We start from the raw sequence: 18,528 nt of genomic DNA, 5'->3' as shown, positions 1-18,528 counted from the left end.
CAGGCGCGCTGCGCAGGTGCTGTACCGACTCTAAGAACAAAAGGTTGCGTGCGATGAACAAGATGCTCTACGGCTGGCTGCTGGCAGCCTGTTGCGGGCTGCCGCCGGCGTTCGCCGGTGACAGCGTGGATGTGCTCGCGCAGCCCGCGCTGCACGGCCCCCAGGCTCTGCGTGCGGTGTTGCAGGATGTGGCCCGGGCCGATGCACGCCTGGTCGCGGTGGGTGAACGTGGCGTGGTACTGCTGTCCGATGACAATGGTGCCACCTGGCGCCAGGCCACTGCCGTGCCGGTGGGTGTCAGCCTGACCGCCGTGCAGTTCATCGACGCCCGCAACGGCTGGGCGGTCGGCCATGCCGGCGTGGTCTTGCACAGCCAGGACGGTGGTGAGCACTGGAGCGTGCAGCTCGACGGCAAGCGCGCCGCCGCCCTGGAGGTGCAGGCAGCCGAGGCTGCCGCAGACGAGCGTCGCCTGGCGGCGGCGCAACGGCTGCTGGCCGACGGCGCGGACAAGCCGTTGTTGGCCCTGAATTTCACCGATGCCCGCAACGGCCTGGTCGTCGGTGCCTACGGGGTGGCCATGCGCACCGACGACGGCGGGCGCAGCTGGCAGTCGGAGATCGGCCGACTGCCGAACGGGCGTGGACTGCACCTGTATGCCCTGGCGCGCCAAGGCAACCAGGTGTACATCGCCGGCGAGCAGGGCCTGCTGCTTCGCTCGCGTGATGGCGGTGAGCATTACGAGGCGCTGCACGGGCCCTACGATGGCAGCTACTTCGCCGCCACCGTGTTGCCCGATGGCCGTCTGCTGCTCGGCGGCCTGCGCGGTTCGCTGTTCGCCTCTGACGACGGTGGCGACAGTTTCCAGGCGCTAGCCAACCCGACTCCGGCATCGATCAACGGCCTGCGTGTCGCCGGTGGCCAGTTGTTGCTCGCCAACCAGGCAGGGATGCTCCTGCGCAGCGGCCTCGGCGCCTTTGCCGCCCAGCCCGTGGCGGTCTCCGATGGCCTGCCACTGACCGCCGCTACCACCGCCGCCGATGGCTCCATCGTCGCCGTCGGCATGGCCGGTGCGCGCCGCCTGGAACCTTCCTCTCTTTCCACCACGACGGACTGAACCATGCACGTCATGAATTCATCTGCGCCTTCCACCGGCCCGCTCGACGACTTCGACAGCGCGTCCGGCTCGCTGCTGGAACGTGCGCTCTTCAACCACCGTGTGCTGGTGTTGCTGCTGTGCCTGGCGGCGACCTTGCTGCTCGGCTGGCAGGCCTCGCGCCTGACCCTCAATGCCAGCTTCGAGAAGATGATCCCGCGCGATCATCCGTTCATCCACAACTACCTGGAGCACCGCCAGGAACTCGCCGGCCTGGGCAACGCGGTGCGCATCGCCGTGGCCAATCCGCGCGGTAGCATCTACGACAAGGACTACCTGCACAGCCTGCAGCAGCTCAACGACGCGGTATACCTGCTGCCTGGCGTCGACCGTGCGGCGATGAAGTCGCTGTGGACGCCGTCCACCCGCTGGACCGGAGTCACCGAGGAGGGCCTGGAAGGTGGCCCGGTGGTGCCCGACGGCTACGATGGCGCTGCCGCTAGCCTGGAAGCGCTCAAGCGCAACGTGGAACGCTCCAACGAGATTGGTCAACTGGTGGCCTTCGACCAGCGTTCGAGCATTGTCTACGTGCCGCTGCTGGAGAAGACCCCGGACGGCCAGGCCCTGGACTACACGGCCTTCGCCCATGAGCTGGAAACCCTGCGCGAGCGCTTCCAGGCGCAGGGGGTGGAGATCCACATCACCGGTTTCGCCAAGGTCGTCGGCGACCTCATGGACGGCCTGCGGCAGATCCTGCTGTTCTTTGCCGCCGCCATTGCCATCACCGCCGCCGTGCTGTACTGGTACACCCGCTGTGTGCGCAGCACCGCGCTGGTGGTGGTGTGTTCGCTGGTGGCAGTGATCTGGCAGCTCGGCCTGCTGCCGCTGCTGGGTTACGCGCTCGACCCGTATTCGGTGCTGGTACCGTTCCTGGTGTTCGCCATTGGCATGAGCCATGGCGCCCAGAAGATGAACGGCATCATGCAGGACATCGGCCGCGGTATGCATCGCCTTGTGGCAGCGCGGTTCACCTTCCGCCGGTTATTTCTGGCCGGGCTCACCGCGCTGCTCTGTGATGCGGTCGGTTTTGCCGTGCTCATGATCATTCAGATACAGGTGATCCAGGACCTGGCCGTTATCGCCAGCCTGGGCGTGGCGGTGCTGATCTTCACCAACCTGATTCTGCTGCCGGTGCTGCTCTCCTACGTGGGCGTCAGTGCCCGTGCGGCGCGGCGCAGCCTGCGCGCCGAAGAGGCCGAGGCCAGCGGGGCGGGCAAGCATGCGGTGTGGCGCTTCCTCGACCTGTTCACCCGCCGACGCTGGGCGGCGGCGTGCATCGCCGTCGCTGCGCTGATGGCTGCCGGGGGCTACGCCGTGAGCCTGCACCTGAAGGTCGGCGACCTCGACGCCGGCGCTCCCGAGCTGCGCGCCGATTCGCGCTACAACCGCGACAATGCCTTCGTCACCCGGCACTACGGCGCCAGCAGCGATGTGTTCGCGGTGATGGTGCGCACCGCCCCCGGTGGCTGTTCGGCCTACGGCACCTTGAAACACGTGGATGACCTGGACTGGCAACTGCGTGGCCTGCAGGGCGTGGACTCGACAAACTCGTTGGCGCTGCTCAACCGCCGGGTGCTGGTCGGCCTCTCCGAAGGCAGCCCGAAGTGGTATGACCTGGTCAACAACCAGGCGACCCTGAACATGGTCACCGCCGGTGCCCCGCGCGGGCTGTACAACGACGACTGCAGCCTGCTGACGCTCTATGCCTACCTGACCGATCACAAGGCCGACACCCTGGCGCGGGTGGTCGACAGCGTCCAGGCATTTGCCCAGGCCAACGACAGCGAGCAGGCCAGCTTCCTCATGGCTGCCGGCAGTGCAGGCATCGAGGCTGCCACCAACCAGGTGGTCAAGCAGGCCAACCGCGACATGCTCTGGTGGGTCTACGGCGCGGTGATCGTGCTCTGCCTGGTGACCTTCCGCTCCTGGCGCGCGGTGCTCTGCGCGGTGCTGCCGCTGGTACTCACCTCGATCCTCTGCGAAGCGCTGATGGTGGCGCTGGGTATTGGCGTGAAGGTGGCGACCCTGCCGGTGATCGCCCTTGGGGTCGGCATCGGCGTGGACTACGCGCTGTATGTGATGAGCATCGTGCTGGCCCAGCTGCGCCAAGGCGCGAGCCTGTCCCAGGCGTATTACCGCGCGCTGCTGTTCACCGGCAAGGTGGTCATGCTCACCGGTATCACCCTGGCCATCGGCGTTGGTACCTGGATCTTCTCGCCGATCAAGTTCCAGGCCGACATGGGCGTGCTGCTGGCATTCATGTTCGTCTGGAACATGGTCGGCGCATTGATCCTGCTGCCGGCGTTGGCCTACTTCCTGTTACCGCACCGCAAGGCCTGCACCGAGCAGCTGGCATTGCCGGCGCATGAACACACAAGGCGCGAGCGCAGCAGCGGGATGCTGGAGCAGGGCGCCAGTTTTCGCCCGCTGGAGGAGGTGAGCCATGGTCGCTGAACGCACCGCCGGAAGCGCCCAGGCTGCCTTGCTGCTGTTCGGCAGTTGCCTGCCCGTCCTGGGGGCGGTGCTCATCGCACCGGTGCTACCCCGCATGCACGCGTATTTTGCCGAGACGCCGGGCGTGGCCGTGCTGGTGCCGGTGGCCCTGACGTTGCCGGCACTGGTCATCGCCTTGTTGGCGCCGCTGGCCGGGGTGTTGGCAGACCGAGTGGGGCGGCGAGCACTGCTGCTGGCGAGCATGTTGCTCTACAGCCTGTGCGGTTTGTTGCCGTTGTGGCTGGACTCGCTGGTGCTGATTGTCGCCAGCCGCGCCGGCATCGGCTTGGCCGAAGCCGGCATCATGACCTGTTGCACCACGCTGATGGGTGACTACTTCGACGGCCAGCGCCGGGCGCGGTTGTTCGCTTTGCAGATGGTGGTCACCTCATTGGCGGCGGCGTTGTTCATGGGCGTGGGCGGTGCGCTGGGGGAAAGCGACTGGCGGACACCGTTCACCCTCTATGCGGTGGGTGCGCTGTGCCTGCCCTTGATGGCCCTGCTGTTGTGGGAGCCGCGTGCCTGCCAGGCCGCCAGCGAAGCCTCCGTCGATTCGCGTTTTCCATGGGCGGCCCTGACGCCGTTATACCTGCTCACCGTGCTGGCTGGCGTCAGCCTGTTCATCGTCCCGGTACAGGCCGGTTACGTGCTGCAGTTACTGCACATAGATGCGCCCCGTCAGGTCGGCCTGGCCATGGGCGCCAACCAGCTCGGCGTGTTGGCCGGTGCACTGGCTTTTCGCTTACTGGCGCGCTTGCCGGCTGGGCGGTTGCTGGCCATGGGCTTTGCCACGGCGGGGCTCGGTGGCGGCCTGATGGCGCTGGCGAGCAGCCACGCGCCAGTGGTGCTGGCGGTGCTGATCAACGGCCTGGGTGTTGGCCTGTTGCTGCCGACGCTGATCACCCTGGTGATGCAGCAGGTTGGCTTCGATCAGCGCGGCCGTGCCACGGGTGGGTTCACTTCGGCGATTTTCGCGGGTGAGTTCGTCAGTCCATTGATCGTCCTGGCATTGACCGCTGGTGTGGCTACGCACCTGCCGCATGCACTGCTGCTGGTCGCCATCGGACAACTGCTGCTGGCGCCTGTGTGCCTGTCCTTGATGCGCCACCGGCGTGCGGTGACGGTGGCAGGTGCACGATGAACGAAATTTTCCTTGGCGGGCGAGCCAATGCCAGTAGCTCTCTGCGCAGCGCCATGTGGCTGACCAGCACGCGCCTACCGGCCATGGCTGAAGGCGCAGCGTTCGTCAGCGGACAGAATCTTATTGTCGACGGTGGCTCGACCATCGGCGACGGCAATTGAAAGGAGACAGCATGCAATCGCTTCCTGCATTCAAACGTGTAGTCACCGGCCACGATGCCGAGGGCCAGGCGGTCGTCGCCAGTTGCGGCCCGACACCGAACAACTTCCCACTCAAGGCGGTGCCTGGCACCCTGTTCTACGAAGTCTGGAACAGTGCCGGCAGCCCGGCGACCCTGGACAACGGCGATGATCCGACAGCGCAGCCGCTGCAATTGAGCCCTGGCCCGCTGGGCAGCGTGATTCGCGTGGTGGACATACCGCCCGACAGCGTGCAGAACCAGGTCAGTGCCGAAGATGCAGCCGCTGTCTTCGCCGAGATCGGCGAGGCGAGTGCCGGCACGGGCAAAGCCGATTCGAAGCACAAGCTGATGCACCGCACCGAAACCCTGGACTACGGCATCGTTACCGAGGGCGAGGTCTGGCTGGTGCTGGACGATGGCGAAGTCCACCTCAAACGAGGCGACATCGTGGTCCAGCGCGGTACCAACCATGCCTGGAGCAACCGCAGCGAACAGATGGCCCGGATGGTCTTCATCCTGCTGGATGGGCGTTATGCCGAGACACTCAAGGAGCTGCTGCCATGAAGCTCGCCACGTTCGACGACGGCAGCCGCGATGGTCGCCTGCTGGTGGTGGCCCGTGACCTCGGGCATGCGGTCGATGCCAGCGACATCGCCACCAGCTTGCAGGTCGCGCTGGAAAACTGGCCCCAGGTCGAAGCCCGCTTGCAGGCGCTGTATCAGCAGCTCAACGACGATGCGGTTGCGGGTGCCTTCGCGCTCGACCTCGCTCGACTGGCTGCGCCCCTGCCGCGTGCCAGCCAATGGCTGGATGGCTCGTGCTTCCTCAGCCATGGCGCGTTGATGCAGAAGGCCTTCAACCTGGACCCGATCGAAGGCGTCGAGCACACCCCACTGATTTACCAAGGTGCCAGCGATGACTTTCTCGGGCCACTCGCGGACATACCCTTGCCCAGCGAGGCCCACGGCATCGACTTCGAGGGCGAGTTCGCGGTGTTGCTCGACGACGTACCCATGGGATGCCCGGCGGAGCAGGCCTTGCAGCATGTTCGCCTGATCCTGCAACTCAACGATGTCAGCCTGCGGGCCCTGGCACCGCGGGAAATGAAGACCGGCTTCGGCTTTCTCCAGGCCAAGCCCGCCAGCAGTTTCGCGCCCGTTGCGGTCACCCCGGACGAACTCGGCGAGGCCTGGCGCGACGGCCGGGTGCACTTGCCGCTGCACGTGCACTGGAACGGCGAGTGGTTCGGCCATCCCCATGGCGGCGCCATGCACTTCGGTTTCCACCAGTTGATTGCCCATGCGGCGCTGACGCGACGCTTGAGTGCGGGCACGCTACTGGGCTCCGGCACCGTGTCCAACGCCGAGCGCAGCGTGGGCTCGGCGTGCATCGCCGAGCGCCGCGCCATCGAAACCATCGCCTGCGGTGCGCCACGCACGGCCTTCATGCGCTTTGGCGACCGGGTGCGCATGGAGGCTCGCGGGCCCGAGGGCGAGGTGCTGTTTGGGGCCATTGACCAGCGCGTCGTGCGGGGAGGCTGGCCATGCGAGTGATGGTCACCGGGGCAAATGGCTTCGTCGGGCGCCAGTTGGTGCAGCGCCTGCTGGACCTGGGCGAGCTGCGCGGGCGGCGAATCGAGGCATTGCTGGTGCTGGATCAGGCACTGGATGGCCTGCCCGAAGACGCGCGCCTGCGTCGTCATCACGGTAGCGTCACCGACGCGGCCTTGCTGCGTCGAGTGCTAGCTGACGGTGTCGATGTGGTCTTCCATCTCGTCAGCGTGCCTGGCGGCGCTGCCGAGACGCAGTACGAACGGGGTTACCAGGTAAACCTGCAAGCAAGCCTGGAGCTGCTCGACCAACTGCGTAATCCCCTCTGTCCACCGGTGCTGGTGTACGCCAGCAGCGTCGCGGTGTACGGCGGCAAGTTGCCGACGCGCATGGACGAAGGCCAGCCAGCGTCGCCGCAGCTGTCCTATGCGGCGCACAAACGCATGGTGGAGATCGCGTTGCAGGATCTTGCCCGCCGTGGCGAGGTTGACGGCCGCGCCTTGCGTTTGCCCGGTATCGTTGCTCGCCCGCGCGAGCCGAATGGTCTGCGCTCGGCGTTCATGAGCGACCTGTTGCACGCCTATGTGGCCGGGGAGGCCTACACCTGCCCGGTGTCACCCGAAGCGAGCGCCTGGTGGATGTCGGCCCGTTGTTGCGTGGACAACCTGCTGCACGCCGCCGAGCTGGAAGCGCCGGGCAGCCAGCGGGTTTGGCAACTGCCTGTGTTGCATTTGACCATCGCCCAGGTGCTGACCGGGCTGGCGGCTGTTGCTGGCGAGGCCAACCGTGAGCGCATCGCCTTCGCCCCCGATCCCCAGCTCGAAAGCCTGTTTGGCCGCTACCCACCGTTGCGTACCTCGTTCGCCCGCGAACTGGGCTTCTGCCACGACGGTTCAGTGGCCGGCCTGCTGCGTAATGCCCTCGACTTGCCGCCGCGCCACACCCGTCGCGCGGCCATCCGCAAAGGAATCCTCGTATGAGCTTGAACACACGTCGCTTGCTGGACCTGTCTGTGACCCTGGACAACAACCCTTACACTGATCCGCCACCTTTGCTGCCGAAGATCGATTATATGGATCATCAGCAGGGTTGGCCGGAAATGGCCGCGATGTTTCCCGGGCTGCGCAAGGAGGACCTGCCGGGCGACGAGTCCTGGGCGGCGGAGCGCCTGCAGATCACCACTCACAGCGGTACTCACATGGACGCGCCCTGGCACTACGCATCCACCACCGACGGTGGCAAGCCGGCCTTCGGCATCGACGAGCTGCCGCTGGAGTGGTGCCTGCAGCCGGGGGTGAAGTTGGATTTTCGTCATTTGCCGGATGGCCACGTGGTCACTGCGGCGCAGGTCGAGGCCGAGCTTGCGCGTATTGGGCATGAGTTGCAGCCGCTGGACATCGTGCTTGTGAACACCCGCGCGGGCAGCTTGTTCGGCCAGCCTGGCTATCTCGAAGCCGGAGTGGGGATGGGCCGCGAGGCGACCTTGTACCTGCTGGAGCGAGGGGTGAGGGTGGTCGGTACCGATGCCTGGAGTTGGGATGCGCCATTCAAGTTCACCCGCGAACGCTTCAGTGAAACGGGCGACGCCTCGATCATTTGGGAGGGCCATAAGGCCGGGCGTGATATCGGCTATGGGCAGATGGAGAAGCTGGCCAATCTGGAGCAGCTACCGGCGGATGGGTTTCTGGTAAGTTGCTTCCCTTACAAGATCCGGCATGCCTCAGCCGGCTTCGTCCGGGCGGTAGCGATCTTCGATTAGGGACAAAGCCATGGGCCGAAAGGTGCGGGCGTGCGCAGCTGCCGTCAGCCGTTGGCCGTCGGGCAGCTGCGGGCGATGGTCAAACGTCCAGCACCAACCGGGCGCTGTGGCAGCCCGATACGCAGGGCGTTATCCATTCTCCGCTGTTGCGCTGGGCATCGCTGAGGTACTCATCGCGGTGATCAGGCGCCCCCTCGATGACCCGGCTGACACAGGCGCCGCAGATACCCATTCCACATGACACGGGTAGCTCCACGCCCGCCCGCGATGCCGCCTGTACCAAACTTTCGCCCGGTTGCACCTCGACCTGAAGACGACTGCGCTGTAGCACCAGCGTGCAGTGACGCTCGACGTGCAAGGTGGGCTCTGAGGCCTTGAAATGTTCGCGGTGAAGCGCCGTGGTTGGCCAGCCGCTTGCAAGCGCGACGCGTTCGACACACGCCATGAAACCGGCAGGGCCACAGCAATAGAGGCTTGCGCTGCCGTCCCAGGCCGGCAAGTGTTCCTCCAGGTACCCGGTGATCATCGGGGCGCGCAAGCCTGCATGAACCTCGGTATTCGCATCGAGGTACTGGATAAAAGGCACCTGTTCGGCATCGCGGGTGAAAAACAGCAAGCGCACCGACCGACCTTGCGCTTGGCATTGCCGGTACATGGCGAGCAGTGGCGTGATTCCTATGCCTGCGGCCACCAAGACGACCTGTCCTGTGCCAGGTTGCAGACTAAAGAGGTTGCGCGGCAGGCCCACCTCCACCCGGGCACCCAGCCGCAGGTGCTCGTGCAGCCATTGCGAGCCGCCGCGGGAGGCTTTTTCGCGCTTGATGCCCAGGTATACATGACCGTCCTCGGGCAGGCTGACCACTGAGTATTGGCGTACCGCGCCATTGCCCAGGCGCAGGTCCACATGAGCACCGGGTGCCCAGTCGAAGGGCAGGGGAGCAGGCCCCGGCGGGGCCAGTTCCACACCCAGCACGTCGTCGGCTTCAAGGCGCAGGGCCCGCACCTGCAGAGGCGTCCAGCTCATGCGCGTACCCCCGCGGCCTGTTGCAGGCGAAGTACAGCCTGGCGTGCCTGGCTGCCCAGTTCGGCGAGGTCCAAGCCAGGAATCGCATCGTTTTCCACGCTCAGGCGGCCGCCTACCAGCAATGCCCGCAGCGTCGGACGGCCACCGCCAACCACTGGGGCGATGCCCAGATCATGCAGACCGAAGTAGCGGGGTTGATCAAGGCGATAGATCGCCAGGTCCGCCGCCATGCCGACCTGCAGCGTGCCGATGGCGTCCAGGCCCAGCACCTGGGCGCCACCTGCTGTGCCCCAGCGCACAACGTCCTCCACGCTGGCGACATGGGCACCGCCCTCCAGATCGCCGCCAGCATGGCGGGCCATGGCGCGTTCGCCAGCCTTGGCCCTTTGCATTAGCCAGGCGGCGTGGGTTTCGCTGATCATGTCGCAGGCTTCGTTGGAGGCAGCGCCATCCACGCCGATCGAGACCGACATGCCTGCGGCCTCCATGGCAACGATATCTGCGATACCACTGCCAAGCCGGCCATTGCTTTGTGGGCAGTGGGCGATGCCGGTGCCGGTGGCGCCCAGCAGCTGGATTTCTTCGGCGCTCAGCTTGACCAGGTGCGCGAACCACACGTCCGGCCCGAGCCATTCCTGCTCCGCGCAGAACACCACGGGCGAGAGGCCGTGGCGATCATGGACTTCGTTCTGGTACTCCACGGTTTCGCTCAAATGGCTGTGCAGGCGGATGCCCAGCCGGCGCGCGGCGCGGGCGGTCTCGCGCAGGTGCTCGGGCGGCATGGAGTAGGGCGGACTGGTCGGCGCCATTACCACACGGCGCCAGGCATCGTCGGCGGGATCATGGTAGACCTGTACCAAGCGCTGAACATCGTCCAGGTACTGCGTGAGGGTCTCAGGTCCGGCTGTCGCGGGGCCTTCCGCCTGACGTACCTGGGTTGCGCCGCCCCGGCAAAGGATGAAGCGCAGCCCCAGGCGCTCGGCTTCTTCGAAGAGGATCTGTGCGCTGTCGAAGGCCATGCCTGGCAAGTACAGGTAATGATGGTCGGCCACCGTGCTGCAGCCGGAGCGGGCCAGCTCCACCAGCCCGACCCGGGCGGCCAAGCGGAAACTGTGCTCATCGAACAGCCCGCGATAGCGATAGGGCACGGCCCCCAACCAGGCACCGAGGCTCTGGTCGATGCCAGCGGGAATGCCCTTGAGCAAGGACTGGAACAGATGGTGATGGGTGTTCACCCAGCCTGGATACACCACGCAATCGGTGGCATCGAGCACTTGCTCACCTGGTAACGGTTGCAGCGAGCCCAGGGCGGCGATACGCCCCTGGGTGATACGGATGTCCGGCCCGACATGGCGCGCGGCGCCGCCGCGCAGGCCAGTGAGGATGGCGCTGGCGTTACGGATCAGCCAGCTGTTGGTGTGATTCATGTTCGTCTCCATAGCCAGTACGGCGTTTCGCATGGAAGTCAGCCCAGTTCGCTTTCGTGCCAGTGGCGCAGGCTCAACCGAGCCAGCAAAGCCATCAGGCTGAACAGCGCCACGCCAGTCAGGGCGATCAACACCAGGGCGGCGAATAGGCGGGGGATGTTGAGCTGGAATCCCGCTTGCAGGATCTGATACGCCAGGCCCGCACCCGTGCCGCCCGTACCGGCGACGAACTCGGCCACCACCGCGCCGATCAAGGCCAAGCCGCTGGCGATGCGCAGGCCAGCGAAAAAGCACGGTAAGGCGCTGGGAATGCGCAGGCGCAACAGCACTTGCCAGCGGCTGGCGCGGTTCAGATGGAACAGGTTGAGCAGGCCAGGGTTGACGCTGCGCAGGCCCAGGACGGTGTTGGCGATGATCGGGAAGATCGCCACCAGCGTGGCGCAGATCACCAACGCCAAGGTCGTGTCGCTGCACCAGATGATGATCAGCGGCGCGATGGCCACCACCGGCGTTACCTGCAGCAGGATCGCATAGGGAAACAGACTGGCCTCCACGACGCGGCTCTGCACGAACACGAACGCCGCCAGCGTGCCGATGACCACGGCGAGGGCGAATGACAGGAAGGTGATCTTCAGGGTCATCCACAGTGCCCCCAGCAGCATCGGGCCATCGGCGACCAGGGTGCGGCCGATATCGGCTGGTGACGGTACCAGGTACACCGGGACTTTCCAGGCGATGCATGCCAGTTGCCAGACGCCGAGCAGCAAGGCGCCAACCAGTAGTGGTGAAACGATGCGTAGTACAGAAGGATGGCGTAGCCAGGGAGTAGAGGGTCGGCTCATGATGATGCTCTCAGGAAGGGTCGCCATTGGCCTGGGCCAGGAGTCGGGACAGGTGCGCGCATTGCTCGATGAACGCCGGTGAAGTGCGGTACGCCTCGTCGCGTTCCAGTGGGCCGTCGATGATTACATCGGCGATCACTCGACCGGGACGCGCGCCCATCACGATCACCCGCGAAGACAGGTAAACCGCCTCGAAGATGCTGTGGGTCACGAATACCACCGTCAGGTCGCGCTTGAGCCAGAGCTGGCGCAGGTCGCTATCGAGCTTGTTGCGGGTGAACTCGTCCAGGGCGCCGAAGGGTTCGTCCATCAGCAGCAGATTGGGTTCGGTGGCTAATGCCCGGGCAATGGAGGCGCGCATCTGCATACCGCCGGAGAGCTCCCGCGGGTAAACGTCGCCGAACTTGCCCAGCCCCACCAGTTCCAGGGCGGCTTGCACCTTGAGCTGGCTCTGGGCCTTGGGGGCGCCGGCCAAGTCCAGGGGCAAGCGCACGTTGTCGTGCACTTTGGCCCATGGCATCAGGGTGGCTTCCTGGAACACCATGGCCAGGCTGCGCCCCGGTGTGCCTGCGTGGTGGTCCGTACCCGGGGCATCCTTGCCCCACCAGCGCACATGGCCGGCGGAGGGCTGTTCGAGCCCGGCGAACATTTTCAGCAGGGTGCTTTTGCCACACCCCGACGGGCCCAAGAGCGAGACGAACTCGCCGCGTTCGATCGCCAGTTTCACGCGGCTCAAGGCATGGGTGCCATTGCTGTAGGTTTTTTCCACCTGATTGGCGAACAAAGGGGTGTCCACACCGATGGTGTTCGGCAGGGCCTGCGGCTGGACGTCGGCCTTGAATAGGGTCTGCATCAACATAGCGCTCTCCCCGTGGGTCATGAGCGGTGGTGTATGCCCCGGCGCACCGGGGCGTTGGGCAAGTGTCAGTGGCTGAGGAACACTTCGCTCTCGCCATGGGCTTCAAGCAGACCCAGTAGTTGCCGACGGATAACCAACCCGGGCTTGTCCGATGGCATGTGCAGTTCCACCCTGCGGCGGGTGTCGACACAGGCGTCAGGATCGGTAGCCTCCAGGATGTCGCGGTCTTCGGCTGTGATCGCTGCGTCCCAGTCGATCAGTTCCTGGGTCGAGCATTGCTCTTCGCTGTCGTTGCGATACAACCACTGCACGAGCATCAGTCGGTTGTCGTCGATGGGCGTGGCGCAGTTGTAGATGATGTGATGGATGCCGCTGTCCGGATACATGCAGCCAAAGCGCCGGGAGAAGGGCAGGTAGTAGCGGTTGAGCAGGTGCCGCTGGGTAATCGGCTCGGTCGTACCGGTGATACGGAAGCTTGCCTCGGGGTTGCGGATCGGCACGCGGGTCTCGGCTTCGAAGCCATAATCGGTTTCGCGAAACTCGTAACTGGCCGGTTGCGGCTGGTCGAACAAGCCGAAATTGGCCTTGTGCACGAAGGAAAAGTGCGAGTTGTCGAAGGAGTTCTCCATGACCCGCAGCGGGCTGGTCTTCCACTCTTCGTAAAACTGGAAGATGCGTCGGTAACCGGGGGCGCCGTCTTCCGGGAACTCAGGGATCGGTTGTAGCGGGTCGTCCAGGCTGACCCAGGCATAGCCGTACTTTTCCTGGCAGTGATAAGCCTTCACCGCGGCCCCCGGAGGAATAGCGCCGGTGGGACTCTGCGGGATCTTCACGCACGTGCCGGTGCAGTCGTATTCCCAGCCGTGATACCCGCAGGCGATATTGCCCTCAGCACTGACGAAGCCTTTGGACAGTTTGGCGGTGCGGTGGCAGCAGCGGTCCCGCATTGCCACCGGGGTACCATCGGGACGCTTCCACAACACCAGCGCTTCACCCAGCAGGGTGAATGGCTTGGGGCCGTCTTCGAGGGCTGTCATAGGGAGCAGGGCATACCAGAAACGGCGCAATACAGGTTGTTTGGTAACCAACATAATCAGGATTCCTCACAGCGTTGAGCTTGTTATGGTGTTCAGCGGCTGCCGACCTGCTCGGCCTCAGGGAGTACCTTCAGGTCTTGCACAAAGCGCGTGGTGTAGGCGTTGCGCCAAGGTGCGTCGGGACCGAGCAGACCCGCCTCGACCATGAAGTCGCGGGTTGCTTGCCAGCGGCTGTCAGTCATGGTGCCGATCCCCTGGGTTGCAGCCTCTCCACCGGTGACCAGGCGGTACTGCTTGAGGGTCGAGACGCCCCAGGCCAGCAGTTCATCGGTCATGTTGGGGTTGTCGCGCTTGATCAGTGCATTGCCGGCGCTGGGGTCATCCAGATAGCGCTTCCAACCCTCCATGGATGCGCGCACGAAACCTGCTACCCGCTCTGGGTGCTCAGCGATGATGTCTTGACGGGTGACCACGGTGGATCCGTAGGGTGGATAACCGGCATCTGCGAAGAGGAAAAAGTTAGGGGTCACGCCTGCCTTTATCGCCTGGAACAGTTCCGAGCTGGCATACGCCTGTTGTGTGGTTTGCGGGTCGGCTAGAAAGGGTTGCAGGTTGAAGGTGTAAGGCCGCGCCTGGTTGTCAGCCAATTGATATTTACCCTTCAGCCAGGGCCACCAGGTTTGCTGGCCCGAAGTGGACACCAGCACAGGCTTGCCGCCGAGAGCATCAAGTCCGCTGACGTCCGCGTGGGTCATCAACCCTTGCGGGTCTCCCTGGAAGGGCGCAGCCACTGCGACCACTGGCAGGCCTTGCTCGACACTTTTTAGAATCTGCAGGTCATAGTTGACGATGAAATCAGCTTGCTTGCTGACCAGCAGTTGCATGCCATTGACCTGTGGTCCCCCCATGCGGATGGACACATCCAGGCCTTCCTTTTCGTACAACCCATCGGCCAGTGCCTGGTAGAAGCCGCCCTGTTCGGCCTGAGCATACCAGGAGGTCAGCAACACGACTTTGTCGCCAGCGATCGCCAGCGGAGCGATCGTCAGCGTGGTGGGGAGCAACGCTGCTGCCAACAGCGAGCGTAACGGGCGAGCCAAGGCAAAACGCGTTTTCTTCATGTGTTCTTCACCCCGATTCAAAAAACCACCGTGCGCCGGATAGCGCGACAGCGAAGGAGCCGGGCGGAGAGAACGTGGGAAGAGAATGGCGTCGCGAAGCAAAAGGGCGTGAACTGGAAACTGACATTGCTCTCTTGCCCGGGGCTGCCATAGCCTCGTTCAAACATCCGCTCGGATGTACGCCCCGAAGGACGCAAGAGCAATGCCCCATGCCATGCCTGGCACTGACCGCTTCTACTCGCTGATACAAGAAGCCAGAAGCATGCCAATTTCATGAAGCCGCTGACTTTGCGGTGTAGCGACCCGCACCCGAGGGGGACGGCACTGACGCGTGAGTTGAGAAGGTGCAGAACGTACCGATTGAGCACTAATAGAGTGCGCAATGTTCTGAGTGGATGGTGTTCATTGATGATTAGGATTGCTCACAATAAGCAATTTACGTGTATCCGATTAGTTGGCACGCGCCCTGCTTTGCGCTAACTCGAGTAGAAGCGGTCAGTGCCCAAAGATGGCATGGGACATTGCTCTGGCGGCCTTGCGCCGCTCCCCCGGCAAGGGTGGCGCCTCGGCATGAGCCGGGGCCAGAGGAGAGGTCGTCCGCTGCTGCATACCCTTGCTGGCGAAAACCAACAATCACGACCCAAGGGATGCAAATGAAACCGAACGCTCTTTCCTGGCTGCTTCACAGCGTCGTCCCACTCTGCGCGTTGGCCACCGGCAGTGCCCAGGCGAATCCGCTGATGTGGAGCAACAACAGCCTCAGCTACCTCTACGGGCATGGTTATAAAGTCGATGGCACCGGCAACGATATCCAGCAAACCATCACCTTCGAGCACGCCAGTGGCTGGACGTGGGGCGACATGTTCCTGTTCGTCGATAACAAGTGGTCCAACGGCTTGTCCGGCAACGATGGCTACACCTATTACGGCGAGTTTTCACCGCGACTGTCGCTCGGCAAGATCAGTGGCCACCGTCTCAGCTATGGCATCGTCAAGGATGTGTTGATCGCTGCCACCTATGAGCGTGGAGAAGGGCGCAATCGAAAGTACCTGCTTGGGCCCGCTGTTGACCTGAACCTGCCTGGATTTGATCGTTTTTCACTGAACACTTACTACCGCAAGCCCGATGGGATCACCGGTAAAGCGTCTGGACAGTGGCAGATCAACCCGACCTGGGCCATGACGATACCGCTCGGGCGCTCCGACATTTTGCTCGACGGTTATCTGGAGTGGTACGTCAATGATGTGGGGACGAAGGGTACCTCGAACTATGTAGCCAAGAGTTTCCACTTCAACCCCCAGATCAAGTACGACGTCGGTAAGGCGATGGGGCAAGCGCCGGCGCGTTTCTATGCCGGGATCGAGTGGGACTATTGGTCCGACAAATATGGCATCGAAGACAGCCACGGCTTTCCGACCGATCAGAACGCGTTGAGTGCATTGATCAAGGTGCATTTCTAATGTGATGTTTCAGACGTACCACTGAGTATCTGGTACAGGCTCCGTTGATCATCACTCATCAAGCGTTGTGTATCGACGAGAGCCGACCCGCAACGGTTATTACCCTTGTAACGCGTCTGGTTCGAAAGCTTTCGGCCGTCCAGGCCCGCTTTCGATCCAGCGCGTCGTTTCAAATACCACCGTGGATACGGTTCAAAGCACCCTGAAACCATGAGTGCCATCGCGCTCAAGCTGCGCAATCAGGCCAAATTCCCAGTCCAGGTAGCCCTGCATCGCCTCGTGTGGGTTGTCTGTGCCTTCATAGGGACGCCGGTAGCGATCGCTGCGTGGTACGGCAAGGCGGGCCTCACCGCCTTCCAATGGAAGACCGGCGGCGATCCAGCGTGCGGTGCCTCCTGCGAGCACGTAAACCGGCGTGCGGGTCAGCGTCTGCAGGTCGCGCGCGGCGAAACGCGCCAGCAGGCTGCTGCCACAGGTCAACACATAACGGCGGGCCTCGGGCGGCCGTTCCAGGGCGTCGGCCAGCTGGGTACGGATCGCCCAGTACGCGCCCGGGATATGGCGCTTGACGTAATTGGCACTGGCGGTGAAGTCCAGCACTACTGTGCCGTCTTCCTGCAGCCAGCTGGCCAGTTGCTCGACGGTTATTTCGCTGGCATCCGGCAATTCGGGCAGCGGCGGTTGCCATTCGCCCCGGTCGCTGAAGTCCGCTGCAGTCAGCCCGTCGACCACAGCGACCTGCCAGCCCATCTGTGCCAGCCACGAGGCGCTCATGTTGGCGCGCACGCCATCGTCGTCCACCAGCGCGATGCGCGCCCCGCGCACACTGGCGACGTGGTCGGTCTCTTGAACCAGTTGCCCGCCGGGCACCGGGCGGCTGCCCGGCAGATGACCGGCGCTGTATTCCTCGGTCGTACGCACATCGAACAGGTAGAGGGTGCGCTGCGTGTCGGCCTGCCACTGGCCCAGCCCGGCGCGGTCCAGGCGCAGCACGCCGGCGCGGTCTGCTACCGCCCGGGCCTGGCCGGCGGCGTTGGCGCGGGTAACCGCGGTGACCTCGGCAAAGCGGCGGTCCTGACCATGAGCCAGTTGCTGCCCCGCCAGGGTCCAGCCGATGGTGCCATTGCGCAGGGCCGCCACCGGATTGGGAATGCCGGCATTGATCAGCGACTGGGTGCCGATGATGCTACGGGTGCGCCCGGCACAGTTGACGATCACCTGGGTCGCCGGGTCAGGCGCCAGTTCGGCCACGCGCAGCACCAGTTCGGCGCCGGGCACGCTGATGCCGCCGGGGATGCTCATGGTCTGGTATTCGTCGAAACGGCGGGCATCGAGGACCACCACATTGGCCTGTCCATCAAGCAGCGCCTTGACCTGTTCGGCAGCCAGCGAAGGCGTGTGGCGCACGCTCTCCACCAGTTCGCCGAAAGCTTTGCTTGGCACGTTGACATCACGAAACAACTCGCCGCCCGCAGCGCGCCAGCCGGCAAGGCCGCCATCAAGCAAGGCAACATTGACGTAGCCCAAGGCCAGTAAACGCTGCGCGGTGACTGCGGCGAGCCCCTCACCGTCATCGTAGACGGTGAGTGCGGTGTCCCGCCGGGGAACGCGGGCGAAGATTTCCAGCTCCAGTTTCGACAGGGGTATGTTGGCCGCGAACAGCGGATGGGCCTGGGCGAAAGGGTCTTCTTCGCGTACGTCGATCAGGGCCAGCTCCTCCTTGGCCAGTAAAGCACGGCGGATGTCGTGGTAACGGCGGGTGGTGACGGTGCTCATGGGGCAGGGTTCTCTTTGGACAGGTCCCAGATGTTTGGCAGGCGGGTATTGGAATAGCCGGAGACAAACGGTTTTTCGCTGCCATCCAAGGCGTACACCGCGCGCTTGACACCGCCGATGTTGCCGCCATAGACGTGAATGCTGATCGATACCTGGTCGGCGAACGCATTGCTCACCTGATGAATGTCGCCGATGCGCGGCGACACCGCTTCCACCTGGCCGGGCACCAGACGGATGGGGGCCCCCTCTTGCAACAAAGCGCCTCTGGCGTCACGCACGAATCCCTGAGCGTGCTCGGCACCGCGCAGCATGCCGATCAGCCCCCAGACCCGGTGGTCGTGGATCGGTGTTTGCTGCCCCGGGCCCCAGACGAAGCTCACCACCGAGAAACGTTGGCGCGAGTCGCAGTGCAGCAGGTATTGCTGATAGCGCTGCGGGTCGGGCTGGGCGAGGTCGTTCGGCAGCCAGTCGTCATGGGCGACCAGATCGGCCAGCAGGCCTTGGCCTGCGTCGAGAAGGGTGGCTTCGTCAGGCTGTTGGTCAAGCAGCGTGGCGAGGTGGTCGATGAAGTGGCGCAAGCGCTGCGGGTGCAGGGGTTCGGTCATGGTTCAGGCTCTGCTCTCAGGTTTCAGTTAACCCTAGCAAACCTTTTTTCTATTCTCAAAATGCAAAATAAACATAAGCTAATATGCAAAATATGCATT

At 64.1% G+C, this 18,528-nt stretch carries 17 protein-coding genes; 9 read left to right on the top strand and 8 right to left on the bottom strand.

The annotated features are described in order from the left end of the window. Positions 1-53 precede the first annotated feature (53 nt). Genes LU682_RS14515 through LU682_RS14480 form a run of 8 tightly spaced genes read left to right on the top strand, consistent with a single transcriptional unit; the run spans position 54 to position 8,278 of the window. Positions 54-1,115, top strand: coding sequence for a WD40/YVTN/BNR-like repeat-containing protein (locus LU682_RS14515; RefSeq protein ID WP_010954086.1), 1,062 nt, complete (start codon positions 54-56; stop codon positions 1,113-1,115). 3 nt (positions 1,116-1,118) lie between these two features. Further along, positions 1,119-3,608, top strand: a complete 2,490-nt coding sequence (locus tag LU682_RS14510; RefSeq protein WP_049587906.1) for an efflux RND transporter permease subunit — start codon at positions 1,119-1,121, stop codon at positions 3,606-3,608. Next, a complete protein-coding gene (locus tag LU682_RS14505) occupies positions 3,598-4,788 on the top strand; it encodes an MFS transporter (protein ID WP_010954088.1) in 1,191 nt (396 codons plus the stop codon). Before LU682_RS14510 ends, LU682_RS14505 begins: the two co-directional genes overlap by 11 nt. Beyond that, positions 4,785-4,949 carry a hypothetical protein gene (locus LU682_RS14500; protein ID WP_164721825.1) on the top strand — a complete coding sequence of 55 codons (165 nt, stop codon included), beginning with the start codon at positions 4,785-4,787 and terminating at the stop codon, positions 4,947-4,949. The genes LU682_RS14505 and LU682_RS14500 overlap by 4 nt, the downstream gene beginning before the upstream one ends. Positions 4,950-4,960: 11 nt before the next feature. Beyond that, positions 4,961-5,533 (top strand): cupin domain-containing protein, encoded by a 573-nt coding sequence (locus LU682_RS14495; protein ID WP_049587903.1) that lies wholly within the window; start codon positions 4,961-4,963, stop codon positions 5,531-5,533. Beyond that, entirely contained in the window at positions 5,530-6,522 is a 993-nt protein-coding gene (locus LU682_RS14490; protein WP_010954090.1) for a fumarylacetoacetate hydrolase family protein, read from the top strand. Before LU682_RS14495 ends, LU682_RS14490 begins: the two co-directional genes overlap by 4 nt. Continuing rightward, positions 6,513-7,499 carry an NAD-dependent epimerase/dehydratase family protein gene (locus LU682_RS14485; RefSeq protein WP_010954091.1) on the top strand — a complete coding sequence of 329 codons (987 nt, stop codon included), beginning with the start codon at positions 6,513-6,515 and terminating at the stop codon, positions 7,497-7,499. The genes LU682_RS14490 and LU682_RS14485 overlap by 10 nt, the downstream gene beginning before the upstream one ends. Beyond that, complete coding sequence (locus LU682_RS14480) at positions 7,496-8,278, top strand: cyclase family protein (RefSeq protein WP_010954092.1); 783 nt, start codon at positions 7,496-7,498, stop codon at positions 8,276-8,278. Before LU682_RS14485 ends, LU682_RS14480 begins: the two co-directional genes overlap by 4 nt. Before the next feature lie 79 nt (positions 8,279-8,357). Here LU682_RS14480 and LU682_RS14475 read toward each other — a convergent pair whose 3' ends face one another. From LU682_RS14475 to LU682_RS14450, 6 genes are all read right to left on the bottom strand, one after another. Continuing rightward, entirely contained in the window at positions 8,358-9,302 is a 945-nt protein-coding gene (locus LU682_RS14475; RefSeq protein ID WP_232885683.1) for a PDR/VanB family oxidoreductase, read from the bottom strand. Beyond that, complete coding sequence (locus tag LU682_RS14470; RefSeq protein ID WP_010954094.1) at positions 9,299-10,729, bottom strand: amidohydrolase family protein; 1,431 nt, start codon at positions 10,727-10,729, stop codon at positions 9,299-9,301. Before LU682_RS14470 ends, LU682_RS14475 begins: the two co-directional genes overlap by 4 nt. A gap of 38 nt (positions 10,730-10,767) precedes the next feature. Then, positions 10,768-11,496 (bottom strand): ABC transporter permease, encoded by a 729-nt coding sequence (locus LU682_RS14465; RefSeq protein ID WP_014862030.1) that lies wholly within the window; start codon positions 11,494-11,496, stop codon positions 10,768-10,770. Positions 11,497-11,581: 85 nt separating this feature from the next. Continuing rightward, positions 11,582-12,430, bottom strand: coding sequence for an ABC transporter ATP-binding protein (locus LU682_RS14460; protein ID WP_232856772.1), 849 nt, complete (start codon positions 12,428-12,430; stop codon positions 11,582-11,584). Between the two features lie 65 nt (positions 12,431-12,495). Continuing rightward, positions 12,496-13,521 (bottom strand): aromatic ring-hydroxylating dioxygenase subunit alpha, encoded by a 1,026-nt coding sequence (locus LU682_RS14455; RefSeq protein ID WP_010954097.1) that lies wholly within the window; start codon positions 13,519-13,521, stop codon positions 12,496-12,498. Positions 13,522-13,559: 38 nt separating this feature from the next. Beyond that, positions 13,560-14,588: an ABC transporter substrate-binding protein gene (locus LU682_RS14450; RefSeq protein ID WP_010954098.1), complete on the bottom strand. Its 1,029-nt coding sequence runs from the start codon at positions 14,586-14,588 to the stop codon at positions 13,560-13,562. A 653-nt stretch (positions 14,589-15,241) separates the two neighbouring features. Between LU682_RS14450 and LU682_RS14445 the strand changes: the two genes are divergently transcribed. Continuing rightward, the gene (locus tag LU682_RS14445) at positions 15,242-16,048 is read left to right on the top strand and encodes an outer membrane protein OmpK (protein WP_010954099.1); all 807 of its coding nucleotides are present in this window, start codon (positions 15,242-15,244) and stop codon (positions 16,046-16,048) included. A gap of 192 nt (positions 16,049-16,240) precedes the next feature. Here LU682_RS14445 and LU682_RS14440 read toward each other — a convergent pair whose 3' ends face one another. Both LU682_RS14440 and LU682_RS14435 read right to left on the bottom strand, forming a co-directional pair. Continuing rightward, on the bottom strand, positions 16,241-17,824 hold the full coding sequence (locus LU682_RS14440; RefSeq protein ID WP_232914895.1) for a rhodanese-related sulfurtransferase: 1,584 nt from the start codon (positions 17,822-17,824) through the stop codon (positions 16,241-16,243). Further along, positions 17,821-18,429: a cysteine dioxygenase family protein gene (locus tag LU682_RS14435; protein ID WP_010954100.1), complete on the bottom strand. Its 609-nt coding sequence runs from the start codon at positions 18,427-18,429 to the stop codon at positions 17,821-17,823. The genes LU682_RS14440 and LU682_RS14435 overlap by 4 nt, the downstream gene beginning before the upstream one ends. Between the last annotated feature and the right edge of the window lie 99 nt (positions 18,430-18,528).

It is taken from the genome of Pseudomonas alloputida, assembly GCF_021283545.2.
Taxonomy (GTDB): domain Bacteria; phylum Pseudomonadota; class Gammaproteobacteria; order Pseudomonadales; family Pseudomonadaceae; genus Aquipseudomonas; species Aquipseudomonas alloputida.
Note: the sequence above shows the minus strand (reverse complement) of the source record. Positions and strands in the feature narration are given on the sequence as shown.